We start from the raw sequence: 17,076 nt of genomic DNA, 5'->3' as shown, positions 1-17,076 counted from the left end.
AGCTCCGCTTGGCGCTTGTCTGGAGGCGTCTGCTTGCTGAATGGTGTGCCTACGGCTTGCGACGCCGCGCCGAGGCGGGAGTCGCCTCTGGTGGTGGTCGAGGACTCCATGGACATAGTAACACGGGCTGCGCGGACGGCCCTGGTTGTGCGTCGGGCCGTCCCCGCGACCAACCACCCGACGCCGGTTCTTTCGGTAGTCAGCGACCAGGTACGCCTCTTCGGGAGTAGCAACGCTGTCGCGTCGCCGGCTGACCGCCGTCGACAGCGACAAGGCTCCATCGATCTCCTCATGGTTACCCCGTCAACCGTGGTGGTGCAGCCGATCCGACGCAGAACTCGAACCTCGAACACGGTTGGACGTGGACGCTTCGTGAGGTACTGAAAACGGATTTCCAGATCGTCCGAGATTCGTACTCGGGGCTACCTGGGACTTATGATTGTGATAGACGACGATGTACGAGCACACCGCTCCGTTCTCGATCAGTACACGACGGAAAACAGCCTGTCAGCAGAGTCATCTGAGAGCAGATAACAGCTCGTGGGTACCCAAATGCACTAGCAATGGGAATACAAGACGCTTGATCCGCCAAAGGGATCGACCAAGCGAGAGACAGTCGATCCAACAGACGAACTCAACCGCCTCGGTGCAGAGGGTTGGGAACTCGCAGAGACGATCAGCTACGACGGTGGCGGCACGAAACTACTGTTGTTCACGCGCCCAGTTTCTCATCAGTGACCTCTCGACGGACAGAATGACGCGCCACAAGTGCGAGATAGAGAGCTTGTCTTCAGCAGGACCCGATGCTGATTTGCCTACTGAATGTCGAGGCCCCGTGTTCGCAGGCAGTCGGCGGAATGAGGAGGAGAGTCTCTGGCCTCTAAATCCACAGGACCAGTTCACTACTGACAGTAGTCGATCACCCGCGAATCCTTTAGATGGTTTTAGTCACTGGAACGAGATGCATAGCTATGGACACACTCCAATCGAACGGCAGTACTTTCCGGAGGCACCGATGGTAAACATCGCGCTTTCAGCGGCACAAATCGTCTTAGCGCTGTTTCTCGTGGTGCTCAATGGCTTTTTTGTCGCTGCAGAGTTCGCCTTCGTTCGGATTCGGGGGACATCAGTTGACCAGCTCGTTGAGGAAGGGCGGCCCGGCTCGGGGACGCTCCAAGAAGTGATGACGAATCTCGACAACTACCTCGCCACAACGCAGCTCGGTATCACCATCGCGTCCCTCGGGTTGGGATGGGTCGGCGAACCCGCAGTCGCGGCGCTCATCGAACCCGTCCTGGAATCGGTTCTCCCGGCGAATCTCATCCATCTCGTTGCGTTCGCAATCGGTTTTAGTATCATCACGTTTCTCCACGTCGTTTTCGGTGAGCTCGCGCCGAAGACGCTCGCAATCGCCAAGACCGAGCGGCTCTCGCTGTTCCTCGCCCCGCCGATGAAGCTCTTCTATTACATACTCTATCCGGGAATTGTCGTCTTCAACGGGGCAGCCAACGCGTTTACGCGGTCGCTCGGTGTGCCGCCCGCTTCCGAAACGGATGAAACACTCGGCGAGCGGGAGCTCCTTCGGGTACTAACGCAATCCGGCGAGGGAGGGAACATCGATGTGGCAGAAGTGACGATGATCGAGCGCGTCTTCGATCTTGACGACACCGTAGTGCGAGAGGTCATGGTCCCACGCCCGGACGTGGTGAGCGTTCCTGCAGATGTCACGCTATCCGAGCTTCATTCGACCGTCTTCGAGGCCGGTCACACGCGCTATCCGGTTCTTGATGCCAACGACGGCGACCAAGTGGTCGGATTCGTGGATGTCAAGGAGGTGCTGCGCGCAGAGGTGGACGATGGGGATGCCGAGATAGTCGGTGACATCGCCCGCGAGATTCTCATCGTCCCGGAGACAATGGCAATTAGCGATCTCCTGATACAGTTCCGAGAGGATCGCCAGCAGATGGCCGCAGTCATCGACGAGTGGGGAGCGTTCGAGGGGATTGCAACGGTTGAAGACATCGTTGAGGCACTCGTCGGAGATCTTCGAGACGGATTTGATCTCGACGAGCGCGAACCCTCGATACGTCGGCGCGACGATGGGGGGTACGACATTGACGGAGGAGTCCACTTGTCGAAGGTTAACGATACTCTGGCAGGGGACTTCGAAAGCGAGGAGGTCGAAACGATCGGTGGACTGGTGCTCGGGCAACTCAACCGCGCGCCAGAACCTGGCGACCGCGTCGAGATCGACGGTCACGTGGTCGAGGTAACGAGTGTCGAGGGGACCCGAATTTCGACGGTATGGGTCCATGAAAAAGATCCCGATGATCCAGCGGTGGATTGAGTGGGAGTACGGACTTGATCGTTTGGCCTGTTCGGCTTCTTGCCGTCATCTAGTGTGGCTCGTTCTCTACTGGCCTGATTGGTAGTCGTTCGTCAATCGGGTCAACAAATGAGGCCTCTGGGATTCTAGCGGTGGAACCAGACCTGCGGTAGAATTAGATAGAAGGTACTGTAAAATACCGCACTGCAGTCAGCACGACCGCTGAAACCTACCCAGCTCTTGTCAGAAGCAGCGTACGAGATATAGAGGGTGTATCCATCACATAGCACTCGTTTATTTCAGGATTGTACGCCTGGATAAGCTGTCAGAACTAGCGTGCTTACTCCTCGATTGTTTTAGGTATGACCCTATGGCCTGTTTCTTCGCCGTGTTCGATCAGCACCTCGACAGACATTTTATCGCTATCGCCATCGACAACTTTGGAGAATGGACATTCAGTACATTCGATTAGTATCTGCTTATGCTCGTTTTTAGATTCCTCTTCTGGACTCTCTGCCATCGACCTTCTCTCTGTTATAAATCGGATTTATATTACTACCTCAATAATTGCGCTGTTTATGTGTGTGTGCTGTACTGAGCGATCTCCAAGCTTTGCTTCCAAGTCCAGCTACCATGAATCGGCCAAGAGGACAAGCCTGTGTATTGAGTGATACACCAATTTTGATTTCACATCCTGTTACGACGAACCAGCCGAGATAATGAGCCTGCGAATGTAGTATGAGGAGTCGTGGTACCTCGACCCTCGGAAGGGTTAACCCTCGCTCGATCCTCTGTTTGGTTGCAATGGCACACGGTAAGGTTGATTTCTTCAACGACACAGGCGGCTACGGTTTCATTTCGACTGACGATGGCGATCTCGACGACGACGAAGACGTCTTCTTCCATATGGAAGACGTTGGCGGCGAGGACCTCACGGAAGGTACTGAGGTCGAGTTTGACATCGAGTCTTCACCGAAGGGGCCTCGCGCAGCGAACGTCGTCCGGCAGTAATACCGAGACATACCCGTTGTCCGCAGCGACGAACAACGACCTCGATTATTCAGACAGTTACACGTCGGAACCGGCGCGGTAAGTCTCTTCTGTCATAAACGAATCCACATTTTGATGTCTAAAAACAGAATATAGCCGACCTCGTTCCAAATTGAAGGAGTGCACTATGAGAGGAAACATTCAACGTCTGTCAGTTGTGATAGAGACAACGTCTCCGCGACTGGAGGGTATCGGAAGTGAGTGACGGAAATGACGATGGATCAGGTGACGAATTCCGTGAGTCGCCCGACCGAGCCGCGTCCGGGGCCCCGGCCGCGGGGTGGGCAGTTCGGGATCGCTTCTCGGCGAATGAAATCTTCGAACGGATTCTGGCGAGTGCCGCCCAAGAAATCGGAGCCCCTAAACAGCAACTGTTTTTTAGCGGCTTGGCTGCCGGATTCGCCATCGTCCTCACCTTCCTTGGGCATATCGTCGGTATGGAGATGTTCCCCGATAATCGGTTCTTGAGTTCGATCCTGTATCCGGTCGGATTCATCTATATTATCCTCGGTCACTATCAGCTGTACACCGAGAACACGTTACCTCCCGTCGCGCTCGCGCTCGCTCGTCTCGCCAGTATTCCGCTGCTCTTGCGCGTCTGGGGGGTTGTACTGATCGGCAACGTCGTCGGAGCGGGACTCGGTGCGTACCTGCTGGTGTACGGTGGGGTACTTTCGCCAGAGGCAATCCAAACTGGGACCACATTTGTCAGTAGCGGACTTGATCACGAATGGTGGTCGATCTTCAACCGGGCGTTGTTTGCCGGGTGGTTAGTCGCCGGGGTTGTATGGCTCGATCACGCCGCACGAGATACGATCTCGCGGTTGTTCATCATCTATATCTCCTTCTACCTGATCGCCGCTGCCGACCTCTATCACGTGATAACTGCTGCGTCTGAAGCTTTCTACTTTCTGCTAACCACTGACGCCGGTGTTTTCATCGTCTTTTCTCAGTACTGGTTGCCGATATTGCTCGGCAATACTATCGGCGGCGTATTTTTGCTCACACTAGTGAACTATGCTCAAACCGAACAATCCCGGTACCCTGGTATCCGTGAGCTCACCATCCGTGAGCTCCTGTTCAGTTGGCGCGGAGGGACAGATCCACTACCGTCGGAGGAAACAGACGATACTACCACCAATACTGAGTACTGACGGTTACGTTCTCTTTGGTTGAATTTTATAGAAGATGGTGATCCCTCAGATGGAACGGACCTCAGTCAATCGAAGTTGGGATGACCATGAGTTGAAAGCTACTCGCTAATCATACACCCTGAATTGCCCGATCTACAAGTACTGCTTTTCAGCGGAAGACTGCTGACCGATATGCGCCCTGTATTCAGCACAGCCTCAACGAACTATCAGCAACTGAGGATTTCAACAGAGCCTCGCTGTCGGTTCTGTTATCCTCCCAAAGGGGTGCGGGGGAGGAAAACGCCCTCGGGTACAAACAATGGCCACGCTCCAAGCAGCGACGACCTCGATCGGCGCGATCGTAACGGATACAGAGGCAGTCCGCCAGCTCTGCGAAGCACATTGCTCCGGGACCCTACATTGGGAGATAGACGAAGAAGGCGAAGTCATCATCTGGGAATACGACGCCTTCGAGATCTACGAAACCCGTGAGGATGGGCTTCCTGACTACGAAGGTGGTCTCATCACTCACGCGTTCCTCCGAAAGCTGGCCAACTCTCTCAAACTCGGTGAGGAACTCGACATCCAGACCGCGGGGTACACGAAATGTCAGTTACCGGTGCTGGCCAAACGATGCGTCATCCGTGAGGGGGACATCCTATACGCAGATCTCAGTGGACTCGGTCTAATCGAGGAATCGCAGTTGAATACTCTCGAGTAGAGATCCCAGTATTTCGTCAATTCGACTTGATTGGTGAGCGCGTCGAATCGAGTAGTCTAACGATATGTGAAAGCTGTAGTACCGCGGTCGAGCAACAGCCAATTGCTGTCCCGAGTGCAGCTTAGAACTCAAGCCAACCAGAAATATAGATTGCGCACGTCCAGTCCCCACCACTCTCTGAAGTCTGTTTTGATAAAACGAGTGAAAAACTCACGCGTTTTCATCGTCCAGCACCACTGAGTAGTATGGAGTATGAGATTGGGGGAGACGAATTGGTCAGCACGGCCGTTGTACGCGCGGTGAGCGCAATCGAAGGTCGTGAACCATGTTTCCTTCGACCGCTGGCGGATGTCGTTGATCCGGCTGTGTTAGATACGTTGTTCGACCCGCGGTACGACGGAACACCTCGGACGGGCGGACGCCTCTCATTCGTTTACAACGATTGTTACATCACGATTGACAATGGCGAGTATCTCACTCTTCAGTTGCTCGAAGACCGTTTCTGCGATGAACGTGACCCATAACCCACCGACAGCTTTTCCCGTTGACGGATGGCCGATGACCACCCTCGGAGCTCACTGCCCAGGGTCACGAACGGTCAACAACCCCTGGGCCATGAGTCGTCGGGCGATTACGACGAGACCATTCCCGAATCCTTCGCCGAAGATCGCTTGTTCCTCCTTAGTGCCGGGCATGATTGAACTCACGAGAATCGTCGATCGGTCGGTCAGGAGAAGCCGGCCGATTGCCGTTTCGTCTTCAGTAGTGTTCTCGCCGTGTAGCCACTCTAAGCCAGAGATGAACGTCGTGGCGTCCGGCACGGCCATTTGGATTTGGTCCTGAAGAGACTTCGTCAATGCTCCGATGAGAAGATCGACCCCGTTACCGACGTCGTTGAGGCTGGCAACGAGATCTTCGGTCAGCAATGACTCATCGCCTAGTACTAGTACGACCTCCATGGACGCTTTCTCGATAAGTTGGTCCGTCCGATTTTCAATCGCGTCGCGCCCGGACATCGTCCACACCTGCTGGACGGGAGTCTCGTCGTCTCCATCGACAACTTCGACCGTATCCAGAGCATCGTGGAGTCGCTCAACGCGGTCTTCGTACTGGTCTCGGAGCGTTTCAGTCGCCTCTTCGAGCGGAACCGCCCGGAACTGCTGCGGGCTCGAGTGCTGGATCTCGACCAGGCCTTGCGCCTCCAGCACTCGAATCGCATCGTATACCCGCGTTCGGGGAACCTCCGTCATCTCACTCAACAGCTTTGCTGTTCCCGCATTGAGACGGGACAAGCCGACGAAGCATCGTGCCTCTATTCTTTCAAGCCGAGTTGCTGGAGGACTTCGATCGCTTCCTCCAAACTATCATTAGTATTCATGTGTCCCAACCTCACGAGGTATTCCCTAGTGATTCTCTAGATAATTCGCCTCCGACACGGATAGGTATTGTCACTCAATTCATGACGGCAACCACCGGAAGGACGCGGTGCGACCCATATGACGGCCTAATCTCGTGGAACAGACGAATTTTCCGGAGAGTTTGTGATGATTATAGTAACAACAGAGGTATGGGCGTATAGACGTATAGAGATGCAGATATACGAGTGAGTAAAGAAGTCACCCGTTTAATCACAAAAGAGATTTACCGAGTGGTGGCCAACCACTTTACTGGCGCGCAATCTGGTACTGTGTCCCAACCACGCTACTGCTGCGTGCCGCTCCGGCCACTTCATGTGGCCGGTACTGATCCAATGCCGCCAAAACGATGAGCCACGATCCAATAGAGGACCCCCAGTCCGTCGCAATCGAGCAACTCGAACGGTTCGGGTTGAGTGCCTACGCCGCACGGACATTTGTCGCGCTTGCTAGCCTCGGTACGGGGACGGCCAGAGACGTCAGCCAAGTGTCGGAGGTGCCACGCACTCGAGTATACGATGCAATCGACGAGTTACACGACCGGGGACTCGTCGATATCCTCCAATCGTCACCCAAGCGATTCTGGGCGATCTCCGCCGAAACCGCGAGTCGGACATTCGAACATGAGCTAGAGTACCGCACGAAAATCCTCCAGAAGGCGCTGAGTGAACTCGAACCCATCGAACGCCAAGCCGAACAACGCGGCGTCTGGACGGTAGATGGACAGACTGCAGTCACGGAACGAGTCCTGGAGTTCTTCGCGAGCGCGGAAGAAGAGATCGTATACATGACCGTCGAGGACCTCCTCACGGACGATTTAATCGACGGATTGAGCGAGGCTGCAGACCGGGGTGTCTCGATCAAGCTTGCAGGGGTTTCATCGGAGGTTCAAGAGCACATTCAGGACAGCATTCCCGGCGCGATAATGTTTGAGTCGCTGTGGGTCTGGTCGGACACGTCAGCGGGACGGCTCATGATGGTCGACGGGCAAAAAACGCTCGTGAGTGCGCTCGTCAACGGCGCGGACGCGAGTCCGTCCGATCCGCGGTCGGAAACCGCCATCTGGGGCGAGGGTGAAACGAACAGTCTGGTCGTAGTTCTGAAGGCGATTTTCACTTGGCGACTCGGCGCGAACGGCCCGGACTAATGGAGAGAGATAAATTTGGTAGCAACAGTATACATGAATTCACGCGGTCTATCAGTCCCATCAACAGACTATCGATATCACCCATGACTGGGTCAGATCGAACAGATGATCGCGAACCGGTTCCTTATTCGGACGGTGAGATTCGGGCAGAACACGACTAGTCGGCAATTCCTCCCAGCGCTGCGGTTATCGAGACGGTTGCAATCGCGTCCGACCGTGAGCCCACGTCACTCGAACCGCTATACAAGACGGTTGATCCAGATGCCTTAGATGCGCTCCTTGGTTCGAGTGAAATCCCCTCGATTGACGGAGATATCACCGTTTCGTTCGTGTTTGCTGGCCACGACGTAATTGTTGAAAACGATGGAAGGGTTGTCGTTGGGCCAGTTGAGCCACGATCGGACGGGGAGTAATAGCGGGTCAATCGAGTGGAAGCTACTCAGTATTCAAAGGCTGGACACCGCCATTTCATCGGGCAGTGAGTCCAAAACTGCCTCAACCTGATCGTTGGACTGATACCGGACGGTCCCGCTTCTGCGATCGTGTTTGACGACGCCGTGATCTTCTAACTTCGGCAATGAGGTGTGGTATAAATGGATAGCAAGTTGTTCCCGGTCCATACCTCGGTTGCCGTCGAGCTTCAGTTCGCCACTGTATATTCGGTCTACAAGGTCGTCGATTGTCATTTTACTAGTGGTCTCGTGCCGTAATTGTTGGATGACCCGTCGTTGGCATCGATCAGCGATAAGCTGTAGACAGTTGTCAAGAGTTTCCACCAGCATAGTACACGTACCTACGACTATCCTCATAAAAAGCAAACATTTTCACAATCATCTGGTTTTTGATTATCTGAGTTACCCTGTCATCCGGATGCATTCAACGGATGTGTCAGTGCGTCCAATCCTGTACTCCGAGAATTGTCGGGTTCTCACGGACCAGAACAGCTCTATGTAGTTCCACTATCCTACTGTCTATGACAATGTGTCTCGTTCTCTCTATCGGCGGAAGCGATCGTCTATCGGCCAACGGTTGAGTCCGCTCGCTCCTGGGCAAACAGGTCAAGGACGACCTTCGAGCCGCCGAGTATGACGGGGCCGACGAACAGGCCAATCGCCCCAAACAGAACGATTCCCCCGAAGATACCCACGACGATGGTCGCGACGTTGATCGCTCCGCTCCGGTTGATGATCGCCGGGCGAAGGTAGATGTCCGAGGCGCTGACCACCGACCCGTAGACGAAAAGCAGTACCGCTGCAGTGGGGCGACCGATTGCGAGCAGGTAGCCCGAAACCGGAAGCCAGACACCGAATGCCCCAACGAGGGGGAGCAACGTGAGGACAAACGTTGCCACGGTCAAGAACACAACCCCGGGCATGCCAACGAGCGCCAATCCGATGCCGAGTAGTACCGCTTGGACCCCCGCGACGGCGACGTTCCCGATGACAGACGCCCACATGAGGGCGTCAGGTTCTCTAATGAGTTCTCGCTCTACGTGATCAGAGAGGGGGACAATCGACTGCAGCCATGTGACGAACTGTTCACCGTCTCGCAATAACGCAAAGAGTACGAAGACCGTCACGGTGAGTCCGATCAGCATACCAGGGAGACCGCCGATGACGGTTACCGCGCCGGTTGCGAGACGCTGCAACCCGGTCGCGATTGGCTCTTGATATGTCGCATACAATAGATCGAGATCGATTACATAGCCAATGGTTTCGATTCGATCCTGAACGGTGTCCAGACTGAGTCCTCCTTCTTGCAGGGCGGTTAGCAGCCCCAGTCCCTGCTGAATTGCAACTGTGAGGAGATACGCGACCGGGATGAAGAGTACAAATACCGAAAGCGAAATGAGGATGAGGGCAGCCGGAGCTGAGCTCGTGTGGCGCTCGAGCTTCCGTTGTGCGGGTGCGAGAACGTATGCGAGGACGATCGCGAGCAAGATATACTGAAGCTGTGTGAAAACGAAAAGTAGGCCGAGAACGCCGCTCACTACCGCCAAGATCGACAGTACAACATGGTCCGAAAACCAATGCTGACGGTCTCCCTGTTCAGTCATATTGACATAAAGGTCCCTTCATTCTTTATTTGTGTGTACAGAATCGGACCATCTGTCAACCACCTCGTCCTCACCCCGCCGTAGGCGGTTAGGACAAAGCTTGCGTGGCTTCCAACGGGGGTGAGTTGTACGCCCGTCTAAACTTGTTTGTTGGCAGGTCGGACCAGCAGAGGAGATTACTAAATTCTTTGGCAGTTCAGGGTCTGGCCTCAACGTCGGTGACGGCCGAGATGCTCGTCGTCTTCGCCTTCGTTCTCTTTGCGACCGAACGGTTCCCAATCGACGTCACCACGCCCACCGGTCGCCAACGTTGGCCGAACGTTGATTCATCTGGCCGCCATCCTAGAAGCATGGCCGAGTTTCCAGACGAACGACAGCTCGTACTACGGGCGCGTTCCCAGTTGGACCAGTGGACGAAGAGTGCCCGGAGAGAGGCGTACACTGAACTGTTTGAAGGCGACGATCCTCTCCTCTCCCCTGAAGAGGTGCAACTCCTCGATGCGCTCGACTCGGAACTGGAGCGACAGGGCGGCGATGGTGTCTGGGGGACCGATCAGTACGGAATCCACACGGCGGGGACCTCAAGCTCGGATACCTCACTTGGCGTCGTCTGTGTCTATCATCCACAGATCACTAAGGACTCCGTCCTCCGTGGGCGAGACGGTCTCGACGACGAGACCGAAGAGCGACTTAACGCAGCACTCTGGAAATACAGCGAGCGCGTCGCGACACTCATCGAAGCAAAACTCGACGATTTCGTTCGTCGAACGCAGAGTTAATGTCCTGGCCAGATACTCTTTCGGGTGATCGTTCGTCTATGTCTTAATTCAGCGAGCGAATCTCACCGTCGACAGTGCGGCGGAAATCACATTGGGTTGTGTGATTCTAAGCCCGAGGCTCAAGTCGCAGGTATATAAGTAGGTGGTTGATGTTATCACATGTGACTCAGGGATGTGCCAGCTACAATGAATGAGGGGCGGAGCGACGGTCTCCGAAGTGTGTCTGCGAGTGGTGGGCTTATTGGCCTGGCAGGTTCGTGAATAGGTCTGTTTTCAGACTTATCATTTAATTGTACCTTCCAAGCTCATGGCCCGGGTTCGAATCCCGGCCGGCGCACTCCCTTCGGTCGTACGCCGGCCGACCCTCGCAAACCTTTGGTTTGCTCGGTCCCGGCCGGCGCATTTTCTCGGATACAACGAGCACAAACGGGTACTGCTGAGTGTGTAGACCAGGCTACGAGTTGGGAGACGATACGTTAGTTAGTCGCCATCTACATAACACGAGAACGATATTTTGCATTCGATAGGCTCAGTTGCGTCACAAGAGCCCGGAGACTACTATGAGATACGACCCGACGCCCGTCGAAGATCGCCGCGACGCGCTCAACAGGGTGAGATAGCCATGACGAACCCACTCTTTTCCACCTACACCCAAGGGGAGAACCGCGTCACATCCACCTTGTTGGCCGTCTTCGAGCACATCAACAGCGCACTTCTCGAAGAGATCCTCGAAACCGTCCTCGACGAGTCTGACTTCCAGCTCATCACGTTCGAGAACCAAGTGAGCGGCGTCGACTCAGTACCAGACGCAGTTATTCGCTCATCGAACGCGGTGTGGTTCGAGACCAAGACGGCACGAGATGCAGTCGACCGCGACCAACTCGAACGCCACCTCTCGGCTCTTGGCGATACTGAACGCCTCGTCGTACTAACTCCAGATGCAGAAGCACCCACGGGGGAGCTTCCCCGAGATGGGCGCATCGTGTGGGCGAACTTCGACGACATCGTCGATGCAGTCGAGGCCGTTCTCGACCGCGATATTGGCACGACCGATGAAATGATGACCGTCCCTACCGAACGCGAGGCGTTCCTCCTGCGCGAACTGGTACGATTCATCTACGACGAGGGGCTCACGAGCGGCAAAGAGGATCGCGTACTCGTCGTTGCGGCTCGTCGTGCGTGGCCTGAGTACGAGAAATACGGGCTCTACTTCTGCCAAGTCGGACGGTCGTTCAAGCCGGTGAGTCACCTCGCGTTTTACACAGATGGAGAAATCAAGACGGCGGTGCCGAGAATCACCGGCATGGTCGACAGCGTCGAACTGACCGAGGCGGGCGTCAAGGCACACGACGACCTGACCGCACAACAACGTGACGAGGTGAGTGCTGCAGTCGCTCAGATGAGTCGAGATGGGTCGTGGCGACACGGAGAGGAACAAAAGGTGATATTTCTTTCCGAGAGCCTCGAACTCCCTCAGACCATTCAGAACGACAAGACGGCATCAGACACGAATCGCACGGTTGCCTTCGTGCAAGGACATCGGTACGTGTCTCTATCTGGACTTCAGCAGCAGCCGACTCATACGACCGAACTCGAATAACACCTGTCGATTTGATCATAGAGCTAACAACGACGCGTACTGAACCATCAACGGCTTATTCTCAAACCGAGTCAAGAATCTTAAACAGTCCCCCGACCGTTCTAGCGGAGAACGATGAAAGAAGAGATTCACAACTACACCGGCGAGGGAATCGAGGTGAGCTACGACGTGCGGCGGTGTATCCACGCGAGAGAGTGCGTCCGCGGCCTGCCGGCGGTGTTCGACCCGGACCGACGACCCTGGATCGACCCGAACAACGCGGACGCCGACGACATCGCCGAGGTGATAGAACGATGTCCCACCGGCGCGCTCCACTACGAACGAACGGACGACGGCCCCGAGGAAGCCGTCCCCGACGAGAACACCGTCACCGTCACGTCGGACGGCCCCCACTACGTCCGCGGCGACGGCGTCATCGAGACGCCGGGCGGCGGTGAACTGCTCGCCGACACGCGGATGGCGCTGTGTCGGTGCGGAGCCTCCGAGAACAAACCCCTCTGCGACAACTCCCACCTCGAAATCGAGTTCGAGGCGTTGGGGACCGTCGGGGACGAACACGCCGACGACGTGGGACCCGGCACGACGGACCGCGGCGGCCCACTCACCGTCGTGCCGACGCCCGACGGGCCGCTCCACGTCACGGGGCTGTTCGAGATGCACGGCGAAGACGACGCGTCGGTGTTCCGCGGGACGGACGCGTGGCTCTGCAGATGCGGGCACTCCGGAGCGAAGCCCTTCTGCGACGGCACACACGCCCGCGTCGGCTTCTCGACCGAGGGTGAGTGAACGTTCTGGCGAGCGGTGAAGCGGGTCGAGGTGCCGTGCCCGCTCACCGGTCGACGCCCCGGAGCTGCACCAGCGCGCCGTGGACGTGGGCGAGTTCCGGATTCCGGTCGGTGACCTCGTCCGCGAGTCGGTGTAGCTCCTCGGTCGGGTCGCCGTCGAAGCGATAGAACTCGAACGTCGGCGCGGCGTGTCCGTCGGTGTCGCCGGTGCCGTCCACATCGCCGAGGGGCTGTTCGGTCAGCCACCGAGCCAGCGGTCGCATCGCCGCCATCATCACGCCGTACAGTTCGAGGACGATGTCGTCTTTCGTCTCGGCGTCGACGGGCGAGTACAGTCCGTCCAGCAGGACGTAGAGGTACGAGTAGCAGGCGTTGAACAGGTCCGCGGCCGGACGGAGCCGTGCCGGATACTCGGCGGACAGCGGGTTGGTCGGCACGGGGCGCGTCCCGCCGAGCGAATGCGTCCCGTCGGCGATCTGTTTGAATTTGTAGTAGTGTGTCTGTTCGTGATGGTCGGGGTCCGCGTACTCGGCCTCGCGGTACCCCTCGCCCTGGTGGACGATGGTCTCGATGGCGCGGGCGGCCGTCTCCCAATCGGTGACGGGGTGGAGCCCGCCGCTCTCCTCGGAATCGTACTCCACGGGGGCGTAGTACTCCGGCTCCGCCATCTGGCGGTCGATTCGGTCCGCCTCGAACAGTCCCGCCTCGGCGTCGAGGCGGTCGACGGCCTCCTCGACGGCCATGTAGAACTGCTCTATCGTCTCGTAGTCGTCGTCCTCCGGGAGTCCGCCGACCTCCCGGGGCCGTTCGATGGTCGCGAACACCCGGTCGATCACTTCTGGGGAAGCCCGTTCCAGGTCGAGGACGATCTCGGGTCGGTGGTGCGGCAGCGCCATCGGATACGACGGAACGACGGCCTCGTCGTAGAACTGGGGCTCGCCGCCGACGGCAGCGAGCACGTTCGCTACGAGCGCCGCGTGGAGCATCTCCTCGACGACGACGCTCCGAATGAGCCGATACGGTACCGAGGCGTCGTCGTCGATCGAGTACATCGCGTAGAGGTACGCGGGGATGGTCGAGAGTTCGACTCGAATCGCCCACTGCAGGTGCTCGCGGAGTGATTTTGAGGTATCGATCGTCATGCGTCTCACGGGAGTTCAGCGGCTACGTCGATAAGTGACGTGGAGGGGACAGCAACCACCTCTTCGTCGTCGGCGAACGGCACCTCTCGGGTGTGCATCTCGAAATAGATGCCGGAAATTCGGAACCCCACGTACGATTCGCCGCGACGCCGACGAGTAGCACCGCCGTCGATTCGCTCAGCCCCGAACGTTCCCTCTCAACAGCCGCTGGAGCAGCGCGACGAGATCATCCGCCGACGGCTCCCCGCCGTACACCGACACCGTATCGACGCCGGCGTAGCCGTGCTCGCCGGAGTCGTCGCGTTCCCAGTAGAGCCAGGCGGTGTCGTCGCCGCCGTCCAGTCCCGTCTCCTCGACCGGGAAGGAGAGCACGAGAGCGTCGGTCGTCTCCGACTCCTCGCCGTGTCCGGTCGTCGTCGACGTCACCTCGCCGTCGTCGACCGGGCGCGCGCCGGCACCGTCGTCGAGCGCGCTCCGGGAGCCGAAGCGATAGGCCACCTCTCGCTCGGTCGGGTCGAACGTCTCGCGCTCTCCGTCTCCGTTCAGGAACTCCGAGGGGTAGACGGCGACCGAGACGCGCTCGTGCTCGTCTACGTCCACGAAGTTGTCCTCGTTTTCGGGCTGGACGTCTATCTCCAGTTCGACCGGGAAATGCGCCGCGGCGACGCCGCTCAGTACGGGAACGGCAGCCGCTGCCGCCGCGATTCCGGCGGTCCCCCTCAGGAACCGACGGCGGTCGAAACGTCCCAACGCGCCCGCGTCCGCGTCCGATGGCTCCTCACGAGACATGGTACGTCGAAACGATTCGGCGGCGCGGAGAAGGCCGTTCTGGTACGATCACCGAAGTTTCGAGGCGTTGTCGACTCCGGCGACCGGTGGCCGACGCGCTCCCGAGGGTGCCCCTTCCGCGACGCTCAGTTCGTCACGACGATTTTGCCGACGTGGTCGCGCTGCTGCATCGCGGCGAACGCCACGCCCGTCTCTTCGAGCGGGTACGTCTCGTGTATTTCCGGTGTGAGCGAGCCGTCTGCGACGAGATCGACCAGCCGTTCGAGGTCAAGTTGCGTCCCCATCGTGCTGCCGATGACACGCTTGTGCCCGAGGAATAAATCGGGAATATCGATCTCGGAGCGACTACCCGCGGTCCGTCCGCAGACGACCATCCGTCCACCGCGACGCAGGAGGTCCACCCCGAGTTCGGTGTACGGACCGCCGAGGTGGTTGAGTACCGCGTCGGGCCCCCCGACCTCTCGAACCGCCGCGCGAATCTCGTCGACGTCGGTTCCCTCGATAGCGTGGTCGAGGCCCAACTCCGACACCTGTTCGAGCTTCGCCGCCGAGGACGAAGTGCCGACCGTCCGTGCGCCGAGTACGTCGGCGAGTTGGACCCCCGCGACGCCGACGCCGCCGGTCGCACCCGGAACGAACACCAGATCTCCGGGGCCGACGTCCGCGCGACGGAGCATGTGGAAGGCGGTCATGTACGCCGTGGGGAGCGCCGCCGCCGTCGTCGCATCGACCGAATCGGGGAGCGGAACGAGGCGGTCGGCCGCGACGAGTGCGGATTCAGCGAGACCGCCGTGATACAGCGAGAACTCCTCGCAGAGATTTTCGGGGCCTTCGCGGCAGAACCAACAGACTCCGCAGGTCTCGTTCGGACAGAGCACGACCCGGTCGCCGGGTTCGATCGCTGTCACGTCGTCACCGACGGTGCTCACGACGCCCGCGACGTCGAGACCGCTGACGAACGGCAGATCGCCGGTGTCGACCATCGCGGAGTCGCCGTCGAGTATCCACAGGTCGTGGCGGTTGATAGCGCAGGCGTCGACGTCGACGACCGCTTCGCCTCGACTCGGTTCGGGCGTCGGTTCGTCGACGATACTGACGCCGTCGGGGCCGACGAGTTCGGTGAATGCTGCGGTGCGCATCGACCGGCCGTTCGTCCGCCGTGCGCATAGACGTACCGCGGAGACGTGATGGCAGTTGCCCGACGTGAGTGGCTCGACCACGTTCGCCGCTGCTGTCACGTCCCCATCATTACTTACCGCACCTTGTGATACTCCCTCGTGGTATGTCAAACCGATTCACACGCGACGAAGCGCTCGACGAACTCCGCGCGACCGTCGACGAGGGAGAGGCGATAATCGGTGCGGGTGCCGGGACGGGTATCTCGGCGAAGTTCGCCGAGCGCGGCGGCGTCGACCTGCTCATCATCTACAACTCCGGTCGCTACCGGATGGGCGGCCGCGGGTCGCTGGCCGGACTGCTGTCGTACGGCGACGCCAACGAGATCGTCGTCGAGATGGGTCACGAGGTACTCCCGGTCGTCGAGGAGACGCCGGTGCTCGCCGGCGTCAACGGGACGGACCCGTTCCGACAGATGGACGTGTTCGTCGCCGACCTGAAACGTCGCGGCTTCTCGGGCGTCCAGAACTTCCCCACAGTCGGCCTCATCGACGAGGACAGCCAGTTCCGACAGAATCTGGAGGAGACCGGGATGGGGTACGACAAAGAAGTCGAGATGATTCGCGAGGCCAGCGAGCAGGAGATGCTCACCTGTCCGTACGTCTTCGACACCGATCAAGCGCGGGAGATGGCCGAGGCCGGTGCCGACGTCGTGGTCGCGCACATGGGACTGACGACGAGTGGCGACATCGGCGCGGAGACGTCGCTGGACCTCGACACCGCCGCCGAGCGCGTGCAGGCGATTCACGACGCGGCGAAAGCGGTCAGAGACGACGTGCTCGTCATCTGCCACGGCGGCCCGATAGCGTGGCCCGACGACGCGGCGCACGTCCTCGACAACACCGAGGGCGTCGTCGGCTTCTTCGGCGCGTCCAGCATCGAACGCCTCCCGACCGAGGAGGCCATCGAGAACCAGGCACGCGAGTTCAAGGGGATCGAACTATAGCATGACTCGAA

At 58.3% G+C, this 17,076-nt stretch carries 17 protein-coding genes and 3 pseudogenes; 13 read left to right on the top strand and 7 right to left on the bottom strand.

The features are described 5' to 3' along the window. Window positions 1-55: 55 nt before the first annotated feature. The 3 genes and pseudogenes from LAQ74_RS20605 to LAQ74_RS08895 form a co-directional block, all read left to right on the top strand. Window positions 56-180 (top strand): annotated as a pseudogene (locus tag LAQ74_RS20605) (ISH3 family transposase); the annotation flags it as partial. A 396-nt stretch (window positions 181-576) separates the two neighbouring features. After that, window positions 577-738: pseudogene (locus LAQ74_RS20755) on the top strand (hypothetical protein); the annotation flags it as partial. Window positions 739-1,015: 277 nt separating this feature from the next. Then, window positions 1,016-2,347, top strand: a complete 1,332-nt coding sequence (locus tag LAQ74_RS08895) for a hemolysin family protein (protein ID WP_224332199.1) — start codon at window positions 1,016-1,018, stop codon at window positions 2,345-2,347. Between the two features lie 319 nt (window positions 2,348-2,666). Here the strand turns inward: LAQ74_RS08895 and LAQ74_RS08890 are convergent, their stop codons facing one another. After that, the gene (locus LAQ74_RS08890) at window positions 2,667-2,846 is read right to left on the bottom strand and encodes a hypothetical protein (protein ID WP_224332198.1); all 180 of its coding nucleotides are present in this window, start codon (window positions 2,844-2,846) and stop codon (window positions 2,667-2,669) included. A gap of 284 nt (window positions 2,847-3,130) precedes the next feature. Between LAQ74_RS08890 and LAQ74_RS08885 the strand changes: the two genes are divergently transcribed. The 4 genes from LAQ74_RS08885 (at window position 3,131) to LAQ74_RS08870 (ending at window position 5,754) form a co-directional block, all read left to right on the top strand. After that, window positions 3,131-3,337, top strand: coding sequence for a cold-shock protein (locus LAQ74_RS08885; RefSeq protein ID WP_004978121.1), 207 nt, complete (start codon window positions 3,131-3,133; stop codon window positions 3,335-3,337). A 236-nt stretch (window positions 3,338-3,573) separates the two neighbouring features. Then, window positions 3,574-4,530 (top strand): formate/nitrite transporter family protein, encoded by a 957-nt coding sequence (locus LAQ74_RS08880; RefSeq protein WP_224332197.1) that lies wholly within the window; start codon window positions 3,574-3,576, stop codon window positions 4,528-4,530. A 298-nt stretch (window positions 4,531-4,828) separates the two neighbouring features. Continuing rightward, window positions 4,829-5,230 carry a hypothetical protein gene (locus LAQ74_RS08875; protein WP_224332196.1) on the top strand — a complete coding sequence of 134 codons (402 nt, stop codon included), beginning with the start codon at window positions 4,829-4,831 and terminating at the stop codon, window positions 5,228-5,230. A gap of 245 nt (window positions 5,231-5,475) precedes the next feature. Next, window positions 5,476-5,754, top strand: a complete 279-nt coding sequence (locus LAQ74_RS08870; RefSeq protein WP_224332195.1) for a HalOD1 output domain-containing protein — start codon at window positions 5,476-5,478, stop codon at window positions 5,752-5,754. Window positions 5,755-5,805: 51 nt separating this feature from the next. Here LAQ74_RS08870 and LAQ74_RS08865 read toward each other — a convergent pair. Then, window positions 5,806-6,608: pseudogene (locus LAQ74_RS08865) on the bottom strand (TrmB family transcriptional regulator). A gap of 386 nt (window positions 6,609-6,994) precedes the next feature. Here LAQ74_RS08865 and LAQ74_RS08860 point away from each other — a divergent pair. Next, window positions 6,995-7,792 carry a TrmB family transcriptional regulator gene (locus tag LAQ74_RS08860; protein WP_224332194.1) on the top strand — a complete coding sequence of 266 codons (798 nt, stop codon included), beginning with the start codon at window positions 6,995-6,997 and terminating at the stop codon, window positions 7,790-7,792. 167 nt (window positions 7,793-7,959) lie between these two features. Next, window positions 7,960-8,205 (top strand): HalOD1 output domain-containing protein, encoded by a 246-nt coding sequence (locus LAQ74_RS20600; protein WP_224337203.1) that lies wholly within the window; start codon window positions 7,960-7,962, stop codon window positions 8,203-8,205. Window positions 8,206-8,238: 33 nt separating this feature from the next. Here LAQ74_RS20600 and LAQ74_RS20595 read toward each other — a convergent pair whose 3' ends face one another. After that, window positions 8,239-8,574 (bottom strand): DUF7344 domain-containing protein, encoded by a 336-nt coding sequence (locus LAQ74_RS20595; protein ID WP_425498480.1) that lies wholly within the window; start codon window positions 8,572-8,574, stop codon window positions 8,239-8,241. 233 nt (window positions 8,575-8,807) lie between these two features. Next, on the bottom strand, window positions 8,808-9,848 hold the full coding sequence (locus tag LAQ74_RS08850) for an AI-2E family transporter (RefSeq protein WP_224332193.1): 1,041 nt from the start codon (window positions 9,846-9,848) through the stop codon (window positions 8,808-8,810). Window positions 9,849-10,198: 350 nt separating this feature from the next. Here LAQ74_RS08850 and LAQ74_RS08845 point away from each other — a divergent pair, with 350 nt between their 5' ends. From LAQ74_RS08845 to LAQ74_RS08835, 3 genes are all read left to right on the top strand, one after another. Next, the gene (locus LAQ74_RS08845; protein ID WP_317987390.1) at window positions 10,199-10,627 is read left to right on the top strand and encodes a DUF7539 family protein; all 429 of its coding nucleotides are present in this window, start codon (window positions 10,199-10,201) and stop codon (window positions 10,625-10,627) included. Between the two features lie 622 nt (window positions 10,628-11,249). Beyond that, window positions 11,250-12,227 (top strand): hypothetical protein, encoded by a 978-nt coding sequence (locus LAQ74_RS08840; RefSeq protein WP_224332191.1) that lies wholly within the window; start codon window positions 11,250-11,252, stop codon window positions 12,225-12,227. A 114-nt stretch (window positions 12,228-12,341) separates the two neighbouring features. Next, on the top strand, window positions 12,342-13,013 hold the full coding sequence (locus LAQ74_RS08835; protein WP_224332190.1) for a CDGSH iron-sulfur domain-containing protein: 672 nt from the start codon (window positions 12,342-12,344) through the stop codon (window positions 13,011-13,013). 43 nt (window positions 13,014-13,056) lie between these two features. Here the strand turns inward: LAQ74_RS08835 and LAQ74_RS08830 are convergent, their stop codons facing one another. From LAQ74_RS08830 to LAQ74_RS08820, 3 genes are all read right to left on the bottom strand, one after another. Next, window positions 13,057-14,154: a ferritin-like domain-containing protein gene (locus LAQ74_RS08830; RefSeq protein ID WP_224332189.1), complete on the bottom strand. Its 1,098-nt coding sequence runs from the start codon at window positions 14,152-14,154 to the stop codon at window positions 13,057-13,059. A 177-nt stretch (window positions 14,155-14,331) separates the two neighbouring features. Further along, a complete protein-coding gene (locus LAQ74_RS08825) occupies window positions 14,332-14,943 on the bottom strand; it encodes a hypothetical protein (RefSeq protein WP_224332188.1) in 612 nt (203 codons plus the stop codon). Window positions 14,944-15,068: 125 nt separating this feature from the next. Next, window positions 15,069-16,082 carry an alcohol dehydrogenase catalytic domain-containing protein gene (locus LAQ74_RS08820; RefSeq protein ID WP_224332187.1) on the bottom strand — a complete coding sequence of 338 codons (1,014 nt, stop codon included), beginning with the start codon at window positions 16,080-16,082 and terminating at the stop codon, window positions 15,069-15,071. Between the two features lie 143 nt (window positions 16,083-16,225). Between LAQ74_RS08820 and LAQ74_RS08815 the strand changes: the two genes are divergently transcribed. After that, entirely contained in the window at window positions 16,226-17,065 is an 840-nt protein-coding gene (locus tag LAQ74_RS08815; RefSeq protein WP_224332186.1) for a phosphoenolpyruvate hydrolase family protein, read from the top strand. Window positions 17,066-17,076 lie beyond the last annotated feature (11 nt).

It is taken from the genome of Haloprofundus halobius (genome assembly GCF_020097835.1).
Lineage (GTDB): Archaea > Halobacteriota > Halobacteria > Halobacteriales > Haloferacaceae > Haloprofundus > Haloprofundus halobius.
Note: the sequence above shows the minus strand (reverse complement) of the source record. Positions and strands in the feature narration are given on the sequence as shown.